General features: G+C 72.8%; 15 protein-coding genes. 11 read left to right on the top strand and 4 right to left on the bottom strand.

Annotated features, from left to right (window positions below; genetic code table 11):
* Nucleotides 1-60: 60 nt before the first annotated feature.
* The 3 genes from E1285_RS22720 to E1285_RS22710 form a co-directional block, all read right to left on the bottom strand.
* The gene (locus E1285_RS22720) at nucleotides 61-1,080 is read right to left on the bottom strand and encodes an LLM class F420-dependent oxidoreductase (RefSeq protein ID WP_132155258.1); all 1,020 of its coding nucleotides are present in this window, start codon (nucleotides 1,078-1,080) and stop codon (nucleotides 61-63) included.
* 106 nt (nucleotides 1,081-1,186) lie between these two features.
* Nucleotides 1,187-1,387 (bottom strand): DUF397 domain-containing protein, encoded by a 201-nt coding sequence (locus tag E1285_RS22715; protein WP_132155256.1) that lies wholly within the window; start codon nucleotides 1,385-1,387, stop codon nucleotides 1,187-1,189.
* Entirely contained in the window at nucleotides 1,384-2,229 is an 846-nt protein-coding gene (locus tag E1285_RS22710; RefSeq protein ID WP_132155254.1) for a helix-turn-helix transcriptional regulator, read from the bottom strand. Before E1285_RS22710 ends, E1285_RS22715 begins: the two co-directional genes overlap by 4 nt.
* 195 nt (nucleotides 2,230-2,424) lie before the next feature.
* Between E1285_RS22710 and E1285_RS22705 the strand changes: the two genes are divergently transcribed.
* Nucleotides 2,425-2,958, top strand: coding sequence for an ATP-binding protein (locus E1285_RS22705; RefSeq protein WP_243722982.1), 534 nt, complete (start codon nucleotides 2,425-2,427; stop codon nucleotides 2,956-2,958).
* A 66-nt stretch (nucleotides 2,959-3,024) separates the two neighbouring features.
* Here E1285_RS22705 and E1285_RS22700 read toward each other — a convergent pair whose 3' ends face one another.
* The gene (locus tag E1285_RS22700) at nucleotides 3,025-3,621 is read right to left on the bottom strand and encodes a TetR/AcrR family transcriptional regulator (RefSeq protein ID WP_132155252.1); all 597 of its coding nucleotides are present in this window, start codon (nucleotides 3,619-3,621) and stop codon (nucleotides 3,025-3,027) included.
* A 137-nt stretch (nucleotides 3,622-3,758) separates the two neighbouring features.
* Here E1285_RS22700 and E1285_RS22695 point away from each other — a divergent pair, with 137 nt between their 5' ends.
* The 10 genes from E1285_RS22695 (at nucleotide 3,759) to E1285_RS22650 (ending at nucleotide 15,764) form a co-directional block, all read left to right on the top strand.
* Nucleotides 3,759-4,235, top strand: coding sequence for a hypothetical protein (locus E1285_RS22695; RefSeq protein WP_132155250.1), 477 nt, complete (start codon nucleotides 3,759-3,761; stop codon nucleotides 4,233-4,235).
* A 17-nt stretch (nucleotides 4,236-4,252) separates the two neighbouring features.
* On the top strand, nucleotides 4,253-5,515 hold the full coding sequence (locus tag E1285_RS22690) for a bifunctional cobalt-precorrin-7 (C(5))-methyltransferase CbiE/decarboxylating cobalt-precorrin-6B (C(15))-methyltransferase CbiT (RefSeq protein WP_132155248.1): 1,263 nt from the start codon (nucleotides 4,253-4,255) through the stop codon (nucleotides 5,513-5,515).
* 71 nt (nucleotides 5,516-5,586) lie between these two features.
* Nucleotides 5,587-6,210 carry a precorrin-8X methylmutase gene (locus E1285_RS22685; protein ID WP_243722981.1) on the top strand — a complete coding sequence of 208 codons (624 nt, stop codon included), beginning with the start codon at nucleotides 5,587-5,589 and terminating at the stop codon, nucleotides 6,208-6,210.
* On the top strand, nucleotides 6,207-7,244 hold the full coding sequence (cobC, locus tag E1285_RS22680; protein ID WP_165966709.1) for an Rv2231c family pyridoxal phosphate-dependent protein CobC: 1,038 nt from the start codon (nucleotides 6,207-6,209) through the stop codon (nucleotides 7,242-7,244). Before E1285_RS22685 ends, cobC begins: the two co-directional genes overlap by 4 nt.
* A gap of 64 nt (nucleotides 7,245-7,308) precedes the next feature.
* On the top strand, nucleotides 7,309-8,391 hold the full coding sequence (gene cobT, locus E1285_RS22675; protein ID WP_132155244.1) for a nicotinate-nucleotide--dimethylbenzimidazole phosphoribosyltransferase: 1,083 nt from the start codon (nucleotides 7,309-7,311) through the stop codon (nucleotides 8,389-8,391).
* A 164-nt stretch (nucleotides 8,392-8,555) separates the two neighbouring features.
* Nucleotides 8,556-9,794 carry a uroporphyrinogen-III C-methyltransferase gene (gene cobA, locus E1285_RS22670; protein WP_243722980.1) on the top strand — a complete coding sequence of 413 codons (1,239 nt, stop codon included), beginning with the start codon at nucleotides 8,556-8,558 and terminating at the stop codon, nucleotides 9,792-9,794.
* Entirely contained in the window at nucleotides 9,791-11,854 is a 2,064-nt protein-coding gene (locus E1285_RS22665) for a dynamin family protein (RefSeq protein ID WP_243722979.1), read from the top strand. Before cobA ends, E1285_RS22665 begins: the two co-directional genes overlap by 4 nt.
* Nucleotides 11,851-13,560, top strand: coding sequence for an ABC transporter (locus E1285_RS22660; RefSeq protein WP_243722978.1), 1,710 nt, complete (start codon nucleotides 11,851-11,853; stop codon nucleotides 13,558-13,560). Before E1285_RS22665 ends, E1285_RS22660 begins: the two co-directional genes overlap by 4 nt.
* Nucleotides 13,561-13,648: 88 nt before the next feature.
* The gene (locus tag E1285_RS22655; protein ID WP_132155240.1) at nucleotides 13,649-14,116 is read left to right on the top strand and encodes a single-stranded DNA-binding protein; all 468 of its coding nucleotides are present in this window, start codon (nucleotides 13,649-13,651) and stop codon (nucleotides 14,114-14,116) included.
* Between the two features lie 361 nt (nucleotides 14,117-14,477).
* Nucleotides 14,478-15,764 (top strand): GGDEF domain-containing protein, encoded by a 1,287-nt coding sequence (locus E1285_RS22650; protein WP_132155238.1) that lies wholly within the window; start codon nucleotides 14,478-14,480, stop codon nucleotides 15,762-15,764.
* Nucleotides 15,765-15,773: the final 9 nt, after the last annotated feature.

The raw sequence follows: 15,773 nt of genomic DNA, 5'->3' as shown, positions 1-15,773 counted from the left end.
GTTAGGTGCAGCACCCGGACCCCTACCTCCATTCCGCCCGTTGATGTGGGATCGATCTCGTCAGGAGTCGGCCAGGTCCTTGATCGCGCGGAGGGTGGGCTCGTCCTTCACGCCCGCGATCAGCACGGTGGTGACGGGGCTCTCGCGCCACAGCTGGAGCCGCTCCTTGATCCGCCCGATCGGGCCGAGGAGGGAGATCGAGTCGGCCAGCTCGTCCGGCACCGCCTTGACCGCCTCTTCGCGGCGGCCGTCGAGGAACAGGTCCTGGACGTGCGCGGCCTGCTCCGCGTAGCCGAGCCGGCCGATCAGGTCGAGGTGGAAGTTGCGGTCGCGGGCGCCCATCCCGCCGATGTAGAACGCGAGCGGGATCTTGGCGAACTCCAGCGCGGACGCCAGGTCGTCGGTGACGATCGTGGTGACGGTCGCGGCGATCTCGAAGCCGTCCGGGCGGCCGGCCAGGGATTCGCCGAACACCGGTTCGATCTGCTGCGGGTCGACGAACAGCGGCAGCCAGCCCTGCGCGATCTCGGTGGACATCGCGACGTTCTTCGGTCCCTCGGCGCCCAGGTAGACGGGGATCTCCGGGCGGACGGGATGCACGATCGACTTCAGCGGCTTGCCGAGACCCGCGCCGCCGGGATACGGCAGCGGGTAGTGCGGGCCCTCGCTGGTGACGGGGGCGTCGCGGCGCCACACCTGCCGGACGATGTCGAGGTACTCGCGGGTCCGCGCCAGCGGCTTCGGGAACGGCTGCCCGTACCAGCCCTCGACGACCTGCGGCCCGGAGGCGCCGACCCCCAGGATCATCCGCCCGCCCGACAGCGCGTCCAGCGTCAGCGCGTGCATCGCGGTCGCCGCGGGCGTGCGCGCCGAGAGCTGGACGACGGCCGTACCCAGCTTGATCCGGGACGTGCGGGCGGCGTACCAGGCCAGCGGGGTGAACGCGTCCGAGCCGTAGGCCTCGGCGGTGAACACCGAGTCGTACCCGCACCGTTCGGCGGCCAGCACCGTCTCGGTCTGGTCGTCGACGTCGCGCTGCCAGTAGCCGACGTTGATACCGAGCTTGAGTTCCGCGGTCACGTTGCACCCCTCCGGTTGACGACGCACGGCGATACTAGAACACGTTCTAGTTTCCGGGAAGGGCGGGGCCGCGGCGGATCCGCCGCGGCCCCCGATCGATCGGTCGCTAGGCGTTCTTGATCGTGCCCAGCAGGCCCCGCCATGCGGGGGGCGTCAGGACCAGCGCCGGTCCGGCCGGGTCCTTGGAGTCGCGCACCGCGCGAAGATCGTTGGACAGTGGCGCCACCTCGACGCACTGGTCGCCGCTCCCGCTGTGGGACGACGTGCGCCAGGGGGCACCGGTGAGTTCGCGCTGCAGGTTGGTCACGGGCTGCTCCTTGCTGCCTCGGCTATGAGGTGCGCGGAATCCTCGGTGGACAGTGCGGCCGCCTCGATCCGGTCGAAGCGATCCCTATGTTTTGCTATTGCCTCCGCACTCTCAAGGTAAACGTCACCCATGGTGCCCTCTACATAGGCGATATCAGGGTCTGCGGGGTCCGGATACGACAATATGGTGAATCGTCCGTCTAGGCCCGCATGCTCCTCCGCCGTGTACGGAAGTACTTGAATCGACACGGATGGGCGGGTCGCCGCGGCGGTCGCGAGCGCGTCCAGCTGCGCCCGCATCACCTTGTCGCCGCCGATCTGACGATGCAGGACCGCCTCGTCGAACACGACCTGCAGGCGCGGCGCGTCCGCCCGGTCGAGCAGGGCCTGGCGGATCTTGCGGGCGGCGATGCGGCGCTCGATGTCCTCCGGGCCGGGCAGCAGCCGGCCCGCCGTGATCACGGCGCGGGAGTACTGCTCGGTCTGCAGCAGCCCGTGCACGAGCTGGGGGTCCCAGGTGCGGATGTGCGACGCCTCGTCCTCCAGCGCGACGTAGCTTCCGGCGAAGACGTCCTGGTAGGCCGTCCACCAGCCGCGCTGGCCGGCCTGCCGGGCGAGGGTGATGAGGGCGTCGCGGTCCGGGCTCGGTACCCCGTAGAGGTCGAGGATGTCGGCGATGTCGCCGGGCTTCGGGCGGGTCTGGCTGGTTTCGAGGCGGGAGACGGTGGCTCGCGACCAGTCGAGCCGATCCGCCACCTCCTGCAGGGTCAGGCCCTGCTCCTCTCGCAGTTTGCGGAGCTCCCGCGCCAGACGGCGGCCACGGACGGTGGGGCGGTAGGTCATGGGAGTGGAGTCTTACCACTCTTGACGCGCGCCACAACGCGATTGACGAACACGGCAGGAAGCGTCGAGTAATTCTGTGAAGACGGTTGCGTTCGTGAGAATCTCACGAGACGCTTGCGTCTGTGACCGTCCGGGAACCGAACGTGACGAACCGGCCGGCCGCGTGCCAGGGCACGTAGACCGCGGGAGGAACCCGTGAAGACCACCCCAGCCGACCTCACGGCGCAGACCATGGCCGACGCGATGGACGACGCCCCCGCCGACGCCCGCGCCCCCGCGGCCACCAAGCCCGGCTGGGTCTGGGCGCTCCCGGGCGGACCCGGATCCGCCGGCCACGCCCGCGCGATCCTGCGCGCCGCGCTCCCCTCGCTCGGCGTGCCGCGCGACGTGATCGCCGACGCCCAGCTCATGGTCAGCGAGCTGGCGACGAACGCGCACCAGCACGCCGGCGAGCACGGCCCCCACGAACTGTGGCTCTACGCGGCGGGGGACGAGCCCCGCGACGGCGCCGCCGGCGAGGTGCGGTGCGCCGTCTTCGACGCGCTCGTCGACGCGTCCCTGCCCGGCTACTCGTGGACGTCCGGCGACTGCGGGCGCGGGCTCAGCATCGTCCACGAGCTGTCCGAGGGGGAGTGGGGCACGCGGCGGACGCTGTCACGGCTCGGCCCGCCCGTCCGCGGCAAGGCCGTCTGGTTCACCGTGCTCGGATCGATCGCGGCCTTCCCCTGACGCTTCCGGCCCTGTTGCTTACGGCCTGACGCTTCCCGGCCCCGCCGCTTCCGGGTCTTCGCCGGGTCAGGCCTTCTCCAGGGCCGGCCCTATGTCGCTCACCAGGGCGTGCAGTGACCGCGCGAGCAGTGCGTGAACCTGCTCGCGGTCGAGCGTCTTCTCCTGGAGCCATTGCCGCGTCGCCGCGTCCGCCAGCCCGGAGTAGACGCACAGGACGGCGCGCAGGGTCTCGGTCGGCTCCGGTACCCGCAGGACGGCGAGCATGTGCTCGACGGTCTGGTCGCGGAAGCGGTTGACGATCCGCAGCAGCTCCGGGTCCTGCCCGAACCCCTCGGCGTCCAGTGCCGCGAACCAGGTGGTGGCGTTCCGCTCCGCCGCGTCGAGGAACAGGTTCACGCACAGCTCGACCGCCTCGGGCAGCGCCATCCGCTCGTCCGGCGGCGGCGCCTGGAGCGCGGCCGACGCGGTCAGCCCCTGCACGACCTTCAGGAACAGCTCCCGCTTCGTCCCGAAGTAGTAGTGGATCAGGCCGCGCTGGACCCCGGTCTCACGCGCGATCGCGGCGGTGGACACCTCGGAGTAGGGCAGCTCGGTGAACATCCGCCGCGCGACGTCCAGGATCTGGGCACGCCGCTCGTCCGGGGACAGGCGCTGGTAGCTCACCGCGACAGCCTATGCTCTCTCTGCGCCCCGGATCGCCGCCGACCGGCGTGCCGTGGCAGTGCCACGGCGAACCCTCCGGAAGGCTCGTTGCCCAGGACGAGGCAAGGGCGAGGCCAGGATGGAGAAGGACGGCCCCAGTGACCACTGAAGGCAAGACGCTCGTGATGTACGGGGACGGCGTACGCGATGCCGCCCGCGGGATGCTCCCGAAGCTGCCGGACGCGTGTTTCGTCCCGTCGGGCACGGGCAAGCTGCGCGAGGCGGTCAAGGACGGGATCGCGCAGGTCGTCCTTGTCGCGGGCATGGACGAGCAGGTCGCCTTCCTGGGCGGCCACGGGATCCTGGAACCGATCACCCTCGACATGGACGGAGGCGCCGCGCTGGCCGCCGAGGTCGCCGCGGCGTCGACGCCCCGGGACGCCTACGAGCTGTGGGAGGCCGCCGGCAGGCTCGGGCCCTGCGGCCGGGAGTTGTGCCGCCGGACCGCCGGTGAACTGGAGCGTCTCGCCGCCGAGGCGGCAGGGGCGGCCACCAGCCCGGTCGCCGCGCAGGTGGTCCTGGTCGACGCGGCGGGGGAGCGGATGGTCGGCATGTACGGGCGAATGGCCCGGTAGGTGACGGGGTCTAGGCGATGCTGACGGTCGTCGGCCGCGACGGTTCGCCGCTTACGGAGGCGGCCCGCGCCGCTTTGGGGAGCGCTTCGCTGGTGGTGGGAGAACCCCGCCACTTGGACGGCCTCCCCTTGGCGCCTGGCACCCGCAAGGTCGCCGCCAGGGACTTCGCTGACGCGCTGCAAGGCGTCGATGTGTCCGATCAGGACGTCGTGCTCGTCGTGGACGGAGACCCCGGCTACTTCGGAGTTCTCCGCATGCTGCTCGAACAAGGCCATGCGCCGGAGACCCTGCCCGCCGCGCCCCTGGTCACGCGGGCTTTCGCCCAAGCGGGACTGCCCTGGGAGGACGCGCTGGTCGTCTCAGCACGGGACGGACACCTGAGGCAGGCCGTGAACGCGTGCCGAGCCCACCCCAAGGTGGCCGTGCTCACCGGGCCGGGTGCGGGACCGGCGGAGCTGGCGCGCGCGCTGTTCCCCGTGACGCCGAGGTCGTTCGTGGTCTGCGAGGACCTGGACGGGCCTAAGGAGCGCGTCGTCTACGTCCGTCCGGCTGAGGCCACCACTCGTCCCTGGAACGACCCGGTTGTGGTGCTCGTCCTGGACAACCGTCACTCGCTGGGAGAGTCCACCTGGATTTCGGGCGCCGCCCCGGCCCCCGCCGGTTGGGCGCTCCCGGTGGAGGCTTTCGGTGACGGCCCGGGGCTGAGGCCCGATGTGCGGGCCTTCGTCCTGGCCAAGCTCGGCCCGAGGGTCGGCGACATGGTGTGGGACGTGGAGTCCGGCGACGGTTCCGTGGGCATCGAATGCGCGCGCTTCGGCGCGGCAGTGGTCGCCGTCGACCGCGACTACGCGGCGTGTGAGCGGATCCGGGAGAGCGTCCGCCTGCACGGAGTCAAGGTCGCGATGGCGTCCGGGGACGTGCGGTCCACGGCCGGTCACCTGCCCCGGCCCGACGCCGTGTTCATCGGCCCCGGCTTCATCGGACGGGGCGGGCCGGCGGCCGTCCGCACCTGCGCCGGCCTCGCCCACGCCCGCCTGGTCGCCATCGCCTCCGCCGGCGAAGCCGAAGAGATCATGGACGTCCTCGCCGAAGAGGGCTTCACGGCCGGCGCCGTCCGGCTCCAGGCGACCCCGCTGAACTCGCCGGAACCGCCGGAAGACCCTGTGATCGTCGTGTGGGGTGAGCGCGACGCCCACGTCCCCGGCAGCCGGCCGTCCCGGAAGGCCCGTCCGATCGAGACGACCCCCGGCCTGCCCGGCGAGCCGGACGGGCCTGCGTAGGGGCCCGCAGAGCGACGAACGCGGCATAGGCGCGTAACCCCCCGTAAGCCATGAAACCCTGGTGTTCTGTCGTGGAAGCGAAGCAGGAGGCGCAGTTGACCGTCCGTCAGCCCCACCCGATCGAGGTCCGGTCGTATGAGATCTTGCGGTCCCGCGTCGACCTGTCCCCGATGCCGCCGCTGTGGCGGGCGGTCGCCGAGCGCGTGATCCATGCGACCGCCGACCTGGAGTACGCGGTGGACCTGGTCACCAAGGAGGAGTTCCTCCGGAAGGGCTGGTCCGCGCTGCGCGACGGCGCGCCGATCGTCACCGACGAGGGGATGGTCGCCGCCGGGATCACCGCCCGGGAGACGATCTGCCACGCCGCCGACCCGGCCGCCGCCCGGATGGCGCGCGCCGCGGGCATCACCCGGTCGGCCGCGGCGGTCCGGCTGTCGTACGCGGACGTCGGCCCCGGCGCGGTCTGGGTGGTCGGCTCCTCCCCGGAGGCCATCGCCGAGATCATCGCCCGCCGGGTGAGCCCGGCGCTGGTCATCGGCATGCCGGTCGGCTTCGCCGGCGCCCGCGAGGCGAAGGAGGCGCTGCGCGCCAGCGGGCTGCCGCAGCTCAGCAACGCCTCGGAGAAGGGCGGCTCCGTGGTCGCCGCCGCGGCCGTCAACGCGCTGCTGTACCAGGACGAGGCGGGGTTCCGGTGATCCCGCCGCCCCCCGAGTCCGGCGAGGTCGACCTGCGCCACCACGGCGACGCCGAGATCGGCGGCGGGCTCGCCGACTTCGCGGTGAACGTCCGGACCGGCATGCCCCCGCAATGGCTGGCCGAGCGGCTCCGGGCGTCCGTCGCGGACCTCGCCGCCTACCCCGACCCGCGTCCGGCCCGCCGGGCGGTCGCGCGGCGGCACGGCAGGTCCGCGGACGAGGTGCTGCTCACCGCCGGCGCGGCCGAGGCGTTCGTCCTGCTCGCCAGGGTTCTGGCGGCGCGCCGGGCGGTGGTCGTGCATCCGCAGTTCACCGAGCCCGAGGCCGCGCTGAGGGCGGCCGGGCACGCGGTGGAACGGGTGATCCTCGACAAGGACTTCACCCTCGACCCCGCGGCCATACCCGCCGACGCCGACCTCGTCGTGATCGGCAACCCGACCAACCCCACCTCCGTGCTGCATCCGGCCGGCACCGTCGGCGCGCTGGCCAGGCCCGGCCGGACGGTCGTGGTCGACGAAGCGTTCATGGACTGCGTCCCCGGCGAGCCGGAGAGCCTGGCCTCGCGGCTGCCCGCCGGGATCGTGGTCGTCCGCTCCCTGACCAAGACGTGGGGCCTCGCGGGGCTGCGCGCCGGGTACGTCCTTGCCGATCCCCATCTGACCGAACGGCTCGCAGAAGCGCAGCCCCTCTGGGCCGTGTCCACGCCGGCGCTCGTCGCCGTCGAAGCGTGCTCCGCACCGGAGGCGGTCGCCGAAGCCGAAGCATGGGCCGTCGAACTCGCCGCCGAGCGCGACAGGCTGTCCGCCGAACTGAGCGCCCGCGGCCTCTACGTCGTGCCAGAGGCGCGGGCGTCGTTCCTGTGCCTGCGCGTGCCCGACGCCCTCGGTATAAGGGCCTTGCTCAGGCAGCGCGGCTACGCCGTCAGGCGCGGCGACACGTTCCCAGGGCTCGGCACCGACTGGCTACGCATCGCCGTGCGCGACCGGTCGTCCAACGACTCATTGCTGGACGTGCTCGGTGAACTGGGCATCTGAGCCAGGACGATCCGCAGGACCAGGACCATCCGCAGGAACAGGATCATCAGCAGGAAAGGACACCGTGAACCTGATCGAGCAGACCATCTCCTCCATCGCGGCGCCGGACGAGGCCGCCATGCGGGACGCCCGTGACCATCAGGCCCGCCTCACCAAGCCGTCCGGGTCGCTCGGCGTCCTGGAGGAGGTGTCGGTCAAGCTCGCCGGGCTGGCCGGGCAGTGCCCGCCGCCGCTGCCCGAGCCCGCCGCCGTCGCCGTGTTCGCCGCCGACCACGGCGTCCACGCCCAGGGCGTCACGCCGTGGCCGCAGGAGGTCACCGCGCAGATGGTGGCCAACTTCCTGGCCGGCGGCGCCGTGGTCAACGCGTTCGCCGGGCAGGTCGGCGCCTCGGTCAGCGTCGTCGACATCGGCGTCGCCGCCGACCTCGACCCGGCACCCGGGCTGATCCCGCGCAAGATCGCGCCCGGTACCGCCGACCTGACGCGCGGGCCCGCGATGACCGCCGACGAGGCCCGCCGCGCCGTGGCCACCGGTATCGAGGTCGCCCGCGATCTGGCCGCCGCCGGCAAGGGCTGCCTGATCACCGGGGACATGGGGATCGCCAACACCACCGCGTCCGCGGCGCTGATCGCCGCGTTCACCGGCCTGCCGGCCGAGCGGGTCACCGGACGCGGCACCGGCATCGACGACGCCACCCACGCCCGCAAGATCGAGGTCGTCCGGGCCGCCCTGGCGCTGCACGGCCTGCCCGCCGGGGACGGCGCGGACCCGCTCGACGTCCTCGCGGCGGTCGGCGGGCTGGAGCACGCCGCGATCGCCGGATTCATCCTCGGGGCGGCGTCGCTGCGGATCCCGGTCGTCCTCGACGGGGTGATCGCCGGGGCCGCCGCCCTGGTGGCCACCGCGATGTGCCCGCGGGCCCTCGGCGCGTGCGTCGCGGGACACCGCTCCGCCGAGCCGGGCCACGGCGCCGCCATCGACGCGCTGGGGCTGCGGCCGCTCGTCGACCTGGAACTGCGGCTCGGCGAGGGGACCGGGGCGCTGCTGGCGTTGCCGCTGGTCCAGGGCGCGGTGCGCGTCCTGCACGAGGTCGCCACCTTCGACTCCGCGGGCGTCAGCGGCAAGGACGCCGGCCGCCGTAACTAAATGATCACGGAATGAGTCACGCTCGGCTATCGAACGGGCTGAGGCACTCTCCATGCACTCGTGAACCCGAGTACCTTTGTTCGACAAGACACGTGTCCGTCACCGGTGCCCGCAAGCTACCCGCACGTCAACGAGACAGCACACCCGATCGAGAGAACCACCACGTGCCCCCGTACCTGCTAGGCCTGCGACTCGGCGGGCGACGCGTCCTCGTCGTCGGCGGGGGGCGGGTCGCCCAGCGCCGCGTGCCCGCGCTCCTGGACGCGGGCGCCTCGGTCGTGCTGGTCTCACCCGAGGTCACCCCCTCCCTCGAGGGCCTCGCCGAGCGCGGGAAGATCATCTGGCACCGGCGGGCCTACGAGCCCGGCGACTGCGACGGAGCCTGGCTGGTGCAGGCCGTCACCGACGACCCCAAGGTCAACGGCGACGTGGTCGCGGACGCCGACTCCGTGCGGATCTGGGCCGTCCGGGCCGACGACGCCGACTCCTCGCCCGCCTGGACCCCCGCGAGCGGGCACGCGGGCGACGCGACCGTCGGCGTGCTGCTCGGCGGCGACCCACGGCGGGCCGCGGGCATCCGCGACGCGGTGGTGGACGGCCTGCGCGACGGCGCCCTGGAATCGCGGCACTCCCGGCGCAAACCCGCCGGAGTCGCCCTCGTCGGCGGCGGGCCGGGCGACCCCGGGCTGATCACCGTCCGCGGGCGGCGACTGCTCGCGATGGCCGACGTCGTCGTCACCGACCGGCTCGTCCCCGGCGCGCTGCTGGACGAGCTGCCCGCCGACGTCGAGGTGATCGACGCCGCCAAGATCCCCTACGGCCGGACGGTCGCGCAGGACCGCATCAACGAGTACCTGGTTGAGCACGCGCGCCAGGGCAGGTTCGTCGTCCGGCTCAAGGGCGGGGACCCGTTCGTGTTCGGGCGCGGCGGCGAGGAGGCCCTGTACTGCGCCCGCCACGGCGTCTCGGTCACGGTCGTGCCCGGCATCACCAGCGCGGTCGCCGTCCCGTCCGCGGCGGGCATCCCGGTCACCCACCGGGGCGTCGCGCAGGACTTCCACGTCGTGTCCGCGCACGTCCCCCCGGGAGACGAGGCATCGACCGTCGACTGGGAGGCGCTCGGACGGGCGGAAGGCACGATCGTCCTGCTCATGGCCGTGGAAAGGATCACGCCCATCGCAGCGGCCCTCATGCGCTATGGTCGGTCGTCCGACACGCCGGTCGCCGTGATCCAGGACGGCACCCTCCCGGGCCAGCGGTCGCTGACCGCGACGCTGGGCACGGTGGCCGACGCGATGGCCGCCGGTGACGTCCGGCCACCGGCGATCGTGGTCGTGGGCGACGTCGTCAACGTGGCACGAGAGATCGACATGATTCGAGCCGACATGGGACGGGATCCGTGACACCCCCGGCAGAGCGAAGCGCGGTCCACGACGAGGAGGCCGGCTCCGGGCCGGGACGCGGAATCGAGGACTCCGCGGCCCCCGGCAAGGACGCCGCGCCCGACGATGAGGCGCGCGGGCAGGACGCGCGCGAAAAGGACGAGGTGCGCGAGAAGGAGAACCGGACCGAGGCGGAGACGGGTGCGGAAGGCGGCCCGGAGACCGGCGCCGGGACCCAGGCGAAAAGCGTCAAGGCCGCGGACGACGCCAAGAGCGCCAAGAGCGCCCGCGACGCCAAGGGCGCCGAGGGGAAGGGCGCCGGCGGGAAGGGCGCCGGGGCCAGGCGCGGCCGCAGGCGGGTCTCGCCGAAGCCCGCCGGCGGGACGGTGCGCCAGGGCGAGCTGACCCGGGCCCTGACCACGCTGCGCGAACAGCTCGGCGCGTTCGACTTCCTCCTGGACGTCCCAGGCGTGCAGGACGCCCGCGAGGCCCGCGACGAACTGCGCGGCCAGCTGGAGGACTACGTCCTCCCGCGCATCCAGGCCGCCGGTGCGCCGATGCTCGTGGTGCTCGGCGGGTCGACCGGCGCGGGCAAGTCCACGCTGGTCAACACGCTCGTCGGTACCCGCGTCAGCGCCACCGGGGTGCTCCGTCCCACCACCAGCAGCCCCATCCTGGTGTGCCACCCCGACCACGTGGAGTGGTTCATGGAGGGGCCGCTGCTGCCCGGCATGGGGCGGGTCCGCGGCCCGGCGCCCGACGCCATCGCGGGCGACCAGCTGGTCATCATCGCCAGCGACGTCCTCCCGCCCGGCCTCGCCCTGCTCGACAGCCCCGACTTCGACTCCGTCTTCGAAGACCACTACGAGTTCGCGACCAAGCTCATGGCCGCCGCCGACCTGTGGCTGTGCGTCACCACCGCCGCCCGCTACGCCGACGCCCAGGTGTGGCAGATGCTCCAGCGCGCCAAGGAGAACGGCGCCACGATCGGCGTCGTGCTGTCCCGCGTCCCGCAGGGCGCCGGGCCGCAGGGCGCCGAGATCGTCGAGCACTTCGGCGAGATGCTCGACGAGCACGAGGTCGGCGACGCCCGCCGCTTCACCGTCCCCGAGACCCGGATCGAGAACAGCCGCCTCCCCGAGGAGACCGTCGAGGACATCCGCGCCTGGCTGACCGGAGTCGCCGAGGACGCCGAGGACCGCGAGATCGTCATCAGCGACACCCTCGCCGCCGTCCTGGACAGCTTCCGCACCCGCGTCCCCGAACTGGCCCGGCAGGTCGAGGCGCAGGTCGAGCAGCGCACCGAGCTGGCCGCGGAGGTCGAGGCCGGCTACGGCACCGCCCTCGCCGAACTGGACGAGGCCACCCGCAACGGATCCCTGCTGCGCGGCGAGGTGCTGGCCCGCTGGCAGGACTTCGCCGGCACCGGCGACCTGCTGCGCTCCCTGCACGTCCAGCGGGGCCGCCGCGGCCGCGGCGCCGGCCGGCGGAACCGGCGCAGCCCCGCCCGCGTGCGCGCCCTCAAGGCGTCGCTGCGCGCCGGCCTCGAATCGCTGATCATGGCCTCGGCCGAACACGGCGCCGAGCAGGTCCTCGCCCGCTGGCGCGACCACCCGTCCGGACGCCAGGTCCTCGCCGGGACCGGCACCGACCTCGCGCACGTCTCCCCGGAGCTGTCGCGCCGCGTCACCCGGGCCGTCAGCTCGTGGCAGGACCACGTCCAGGAGCTGATCCGCACCGAGGGCGTCACCAAGCGCTCGGTCGCCAAACTGGTCTCGTTCGACTCCGAGGCGGTCTCCCTCGTCCTGATGATCGGCCTGCTCGGGTACGGCACGTCCGACGTGGCCGTCGAGGGCGGCAACAGCGCCGTCCCGCAGCGGCTGCTCAAGGCGCTGTTCGGCGCCGAGTCGCTGCGCGGCATGGGCGCCAAGGCCCGCGCCGACCTGCGCAGCCGCATCGGGATGCTGTTCGACGAGGAGGCCATCCGGTTCGGGCAGGTGCTCGATTCCGCCGGCATCCCCGACGAGACCGTTCCCGTCCAGCTCTACCAGGCCACCTACAACCTCGAGGTTGCCCGATGACCACCTCGGCCATCCCCGCGAACTCGCCCACCGGAACCGGCGGGATCCCGATCGTCCACGCGGAACCGGGCGGCGCCGGCGCACCGGCCGGCCCTCCCGGGCTGACCGAGCGCCTCAACGGCCTCGACCGGCTCGTCCACGCGGGCATCGGCCGGCTCGACCAGCCCGTCCTGGACGACGCCGTCGCGCTCCTCGACCGGGCGGGGCAGCGGCTGCGGCTGTCCGGCGAGCACACCGTCGTCACCCTCGCCGGCGGTACCGGAAGCGGCAAGTCGTCGCTGTTCAACGCGATCTGCGGCCTCGAACTGTCGCCGACCGGCATGCGCCGCCCGATGACGTCCCAGGCCCACGCGTGCGTCTGGGGCCTGGACGGCGCGGGCCCCCTGCTCGACTGGCTGGACGTCGACAAGCGGCACCGCTACGCCCGCGCCAGCGCCCTCGACCTGGAACGCGCCGACCACTCCCTGCAGGGCCTCGTCCTCATCGACCTGCCCGACCACGACTCCATCCAGGCGATGCACCGCGCCGAGGTCGACCGCTTCGTCACCATCGCCGACCTGCTCGTCTGGGTCGTCGACCCGCAGAAGTACGCCGACGCGGCCCTGCACCGCAACTACATCGTCCCGTTCGCCCGGCACACCGGCGTCACCCTCATCGTCCTCAACCAGGTCGACCGGCTCACCCCGCACGAGATCGACGACTGCGTCGCCGACCTGCGCCGCCTGCTGGAGGCCGAGGGCCTCGCCGACCCGCGGATCGTGACCACCTCCGCCGTCGCCGAGGACGGCACCTACGGCTTCCGCGACGTCCTCGTCGACACCGTCGCCGCCCGCCGCGCCCGCACCGAGCGCCTGTCCGCCGACGTGGACAGGGTCGCCGAGCGGTTCGACGGCTACCGCTTCGCCGCCGAGCCGCCCACCACCGTCGACGACGGCCGCCGGACCGACCTCGTCCAGGCCTTCACCGACGCCGCCGGCGCGCCCGCCGTCGCCGAGGCGATGGAGAGCGCCTACGAGCTGCGCGCCGCCGACTTCGTCGGGTGGCCCGTCGCGGCCATCGTCGCCCGGCTGCGCTCCGACCCGCTGCGCCGGATGCGCCTCACCGAGCTGCGCGAGGAACTGCGCAACGCCTTCACCGGGCCGATCGGCGCCCAGCAGGGCGACGTGGACAACGCGCTTCAGGGCGTCACCGAGAGCCTGTCGCAGGAGCTGCCCACCCACTGGGGACGCTCCGTCCGCGCGGCCGCCCGCTCGCACGCCACCGAGATCCCCGAGGACCTCGGCGAGTCCCTGAAGGCGGCCCTGCCCTCGTTCAACGTGGTGCCGCGCTGGTGGTGGCTGGTCAAGACCTGGCAGTACTTCCTGGTCCTGGTCGCCGTCCTCAGCGTCGTGTGGATCGGCTTCCTCGTGGCCTACGGCGTGTTCGGCGTCGGCGGCGACGACCCGGGGCTCATCGGCGAGGCCGGGCTCATCCCGTACGTCGCCGTCCTGGTGATATGCACGCTCGGCATGGGCTGGCTCACCGCGTCCGCCTGCCGCAACCTGGTGGCCCTGTCGTCGGCCAAGCACGGCGACAAGATGGAACACCACATGCGCGTGGGCATCGAGCGCGTCGCCTACGAGAAGGTGATCGAGCCCGTCCAGGAGGACCTGCAGGTCTACGCCCGGTTCCGCGAGAACGTCGATGTAGCACTGGGCCGCGGCTAGTTATCCACAATTCCGCGGGCGCTCCCGCCGCCGCGGCACCCTGCGCCACCGTTGATCCGTACACGTACGCCGGACGACGGAGGACGCAGTGAACGAGGCGCACATCACCATCACCGGCTGGGTCGCCGCCGAACCGCGCTACACCATGACGCCCAACGGAACCCCGTTCCTGGCCTTGCGGGTGGGCTGCACGCCCCGCCGCTACGACAGGCAGACCGGCCAATGGCAGGACGTCGAGACCCTGTTCGTGACCGTCAACTGCTGGCGGGGCCTCGCTGACAACGTCAACGCGTCCGAGTTCCCGCGGGGCACGCCCGTCCTGGTCACGGGCCGCCTCCGCGTCCGGCAGTACGAACGTGACGGCCATTGGCGCTTCTCCGCCGAGATCGAGGCCACCACCCTCGGCCCCGACCTCCTGCGCGGCACCGCCGACTACCGCCCCGTCCAACGCGGCGGCCCACTGAGCGAGGAAGACCGCCAGTTGGCCCGCGACACCGCCGACGAATGGGCCCTCACAGGCTCCGCCGAAGGGGAGGGCGAACCCAAAGCCGCGTAGGGCGTGTTTCGATGCGGCGTCGATTTCGAAGCGGCGTCGATTTCGAGCGGTGTCGACCATGCGCCACCGCCGCCCCCTGCCCGGTCACGGCACGAGCCGCCAGGCGAGTGTTGTGGGCCGGGCAGGGGGAACGCGGCGGTCGGCGCCCCCGAACCGTCGGGGTCTGCGGCGTCAGATCCAGGAAATGCCGCGCATGGTCTTATCCCCCTCAGGATGTGCCGGGACCGCGAATCCGCGGGCCCTGATGCGTGGTGCCCGAACGGCCACCCGCATGTGCGTTCCCGAACGTACCTGTTTCACGCCCCTCCCGCACACGTTGCAACTATCGTGTTACACAAGGTGATGCGCGTAAGGGGGAAGGATGACGGCAGTGCAGTCGTCCGCCGAGGACCGCGGTGGGGAGCTGGCCCTCCGGCCCAGGCGCCGGACGCTATTGGGGCGTCCGTCCCTGCTGGTGATCTACGTGCCGCTGGTGGTGGCCGCCCATCTGGGGCTCACCCTCGCGGGGCTGGTCAGGACGCCGTTCCGGCCCGGCGATCTGGCGACGTTCGCGGCCCTGCTGGCGTGCGGAGCGGTGTGCATCGAGGCGACGCGGCGCCTCGGGATGCCGGCGGGGGTCGCGCGCGACCTGCTGTCGGCGTGGTGGCTGCCGGTCGCGCTGCTGCTGCCCCCGGTGTACGCGCTGCTGATCCCCGTGCCGCTGCAGGCGCTGCTCCAGTTCCGGGTGCGCCGGACGCTGATCTACCGGCGGGCGCTGGTCGCCGCGGCGCACGGGATCGCCGGAGCGTGCGCGTCGCTGGTGTTCCACCGGGTGGTGTCCGATCCGCTGGAAGGGGCGCCGCAGTGGGTCGTCCAGGCGTACCCGGGCATCCCGGCGGCGGTGGCGTGCGCGGCGCTGTTCACCGTGGTGAACACGGCGATCGTCGCCGTCGCGGCGCACGCGGCGAACCCCGAGAGCCGCTGGCGGGACGTCCTGTGGACGCGCGAGAGCCTGCTCCTGGACGTGGTGGAGCTGTGCGTGGGCACCATCGTGGCGATCACGAGCGCGCTCTCGCTGGGCCTGCTGCTCCTGGCGCTGCCGCCGGTGATGCTGCTGCAGCGGAGCCTCATGCACCAGCAGTTGCAGGCGGCGGCGCGCACGGACGCCAAGACCGGACTGCTGAACGCGGCCGCCTGGCAGCGCGAGGCCGACACGGAGCTGTCCCGGGCCCAGCGCACGCATGGCGCGGTCGCCCTCCTGCTGATCGACATCGACCACTTCAAACGGGTCAACGACACCCACGGGCACCTGATGGGAGACCAGGTGCTGGTCGGGGTGGCCAGCACCCTGTGCCACCAGCTGCGCGACTACGACGTCGTCGGCAGGTTCGGCGGCGAGGAGTTCGTGGTGCTCCTGCCGGGCGCCGACACCGTGGAGGCATGCCGTGTCGCAGAGCGCCTGCGCGGCCGCGTACGCCGCCTTGCGGTGCCCGCGGAGGAGGGCACCGTGACGGTGACGGTGTCGGTCGGCGTCGCCCTGTACCGCACGCACGGCCAGGACCTCCTGGAACTCCTGGCGGCCGCCGACCTGGCCCTCTACCGGGCCAAGTCCTCCGGCCGGGACCGAGTCTGCCTCCCAGCAGTAGAAGCCACCAAACCCCCCGCCTAACCCCACCGC

Origin of the sequence: Actinomadura sp. 7K507, from assembly GCF_004348425.1 — a bacterium.
GTDB lineage: Bacteria > Actinomycetota > Actinomycetes > Streptosporangiales > Streptosporangiaceae > Spirillospora.
Note: the sequence above shows the minus strand (reverse complement) of the source record. Positions and strands in the feature narration are given on the sequence as shown.

Coding starts and splice junctions, on each gene's coding strand:
- E1285_RS22710 (WP_132155254.1), bottom strand. CDS start 2,229: ATGACCTACCGCCCCACCGTCCGTGGCCGCCGTCTGGCGCGGGAGCTC.
- E1285_RS22690 (WP_132155248.1), top strand. CDS start 4,253: ATGCTGACGGTCGTCGGCCGCGACGGTTCGCCGCTTACGGAGGCGGCC.
- E1285_RS22660 (WP_243722978.1), top strand. CDS start 11,851: ATGACCACCTCGGCCATCCCCGCGAACTCGCCCACCGGAACCGGCGGG.
- E1285_RS22650 (WP_132155238.1), top strand. CDS start 14,478: ATGACGGCAGTGCAGTCGTCCGCCGAGGACCGCGGTGGGGAGCTGGCC.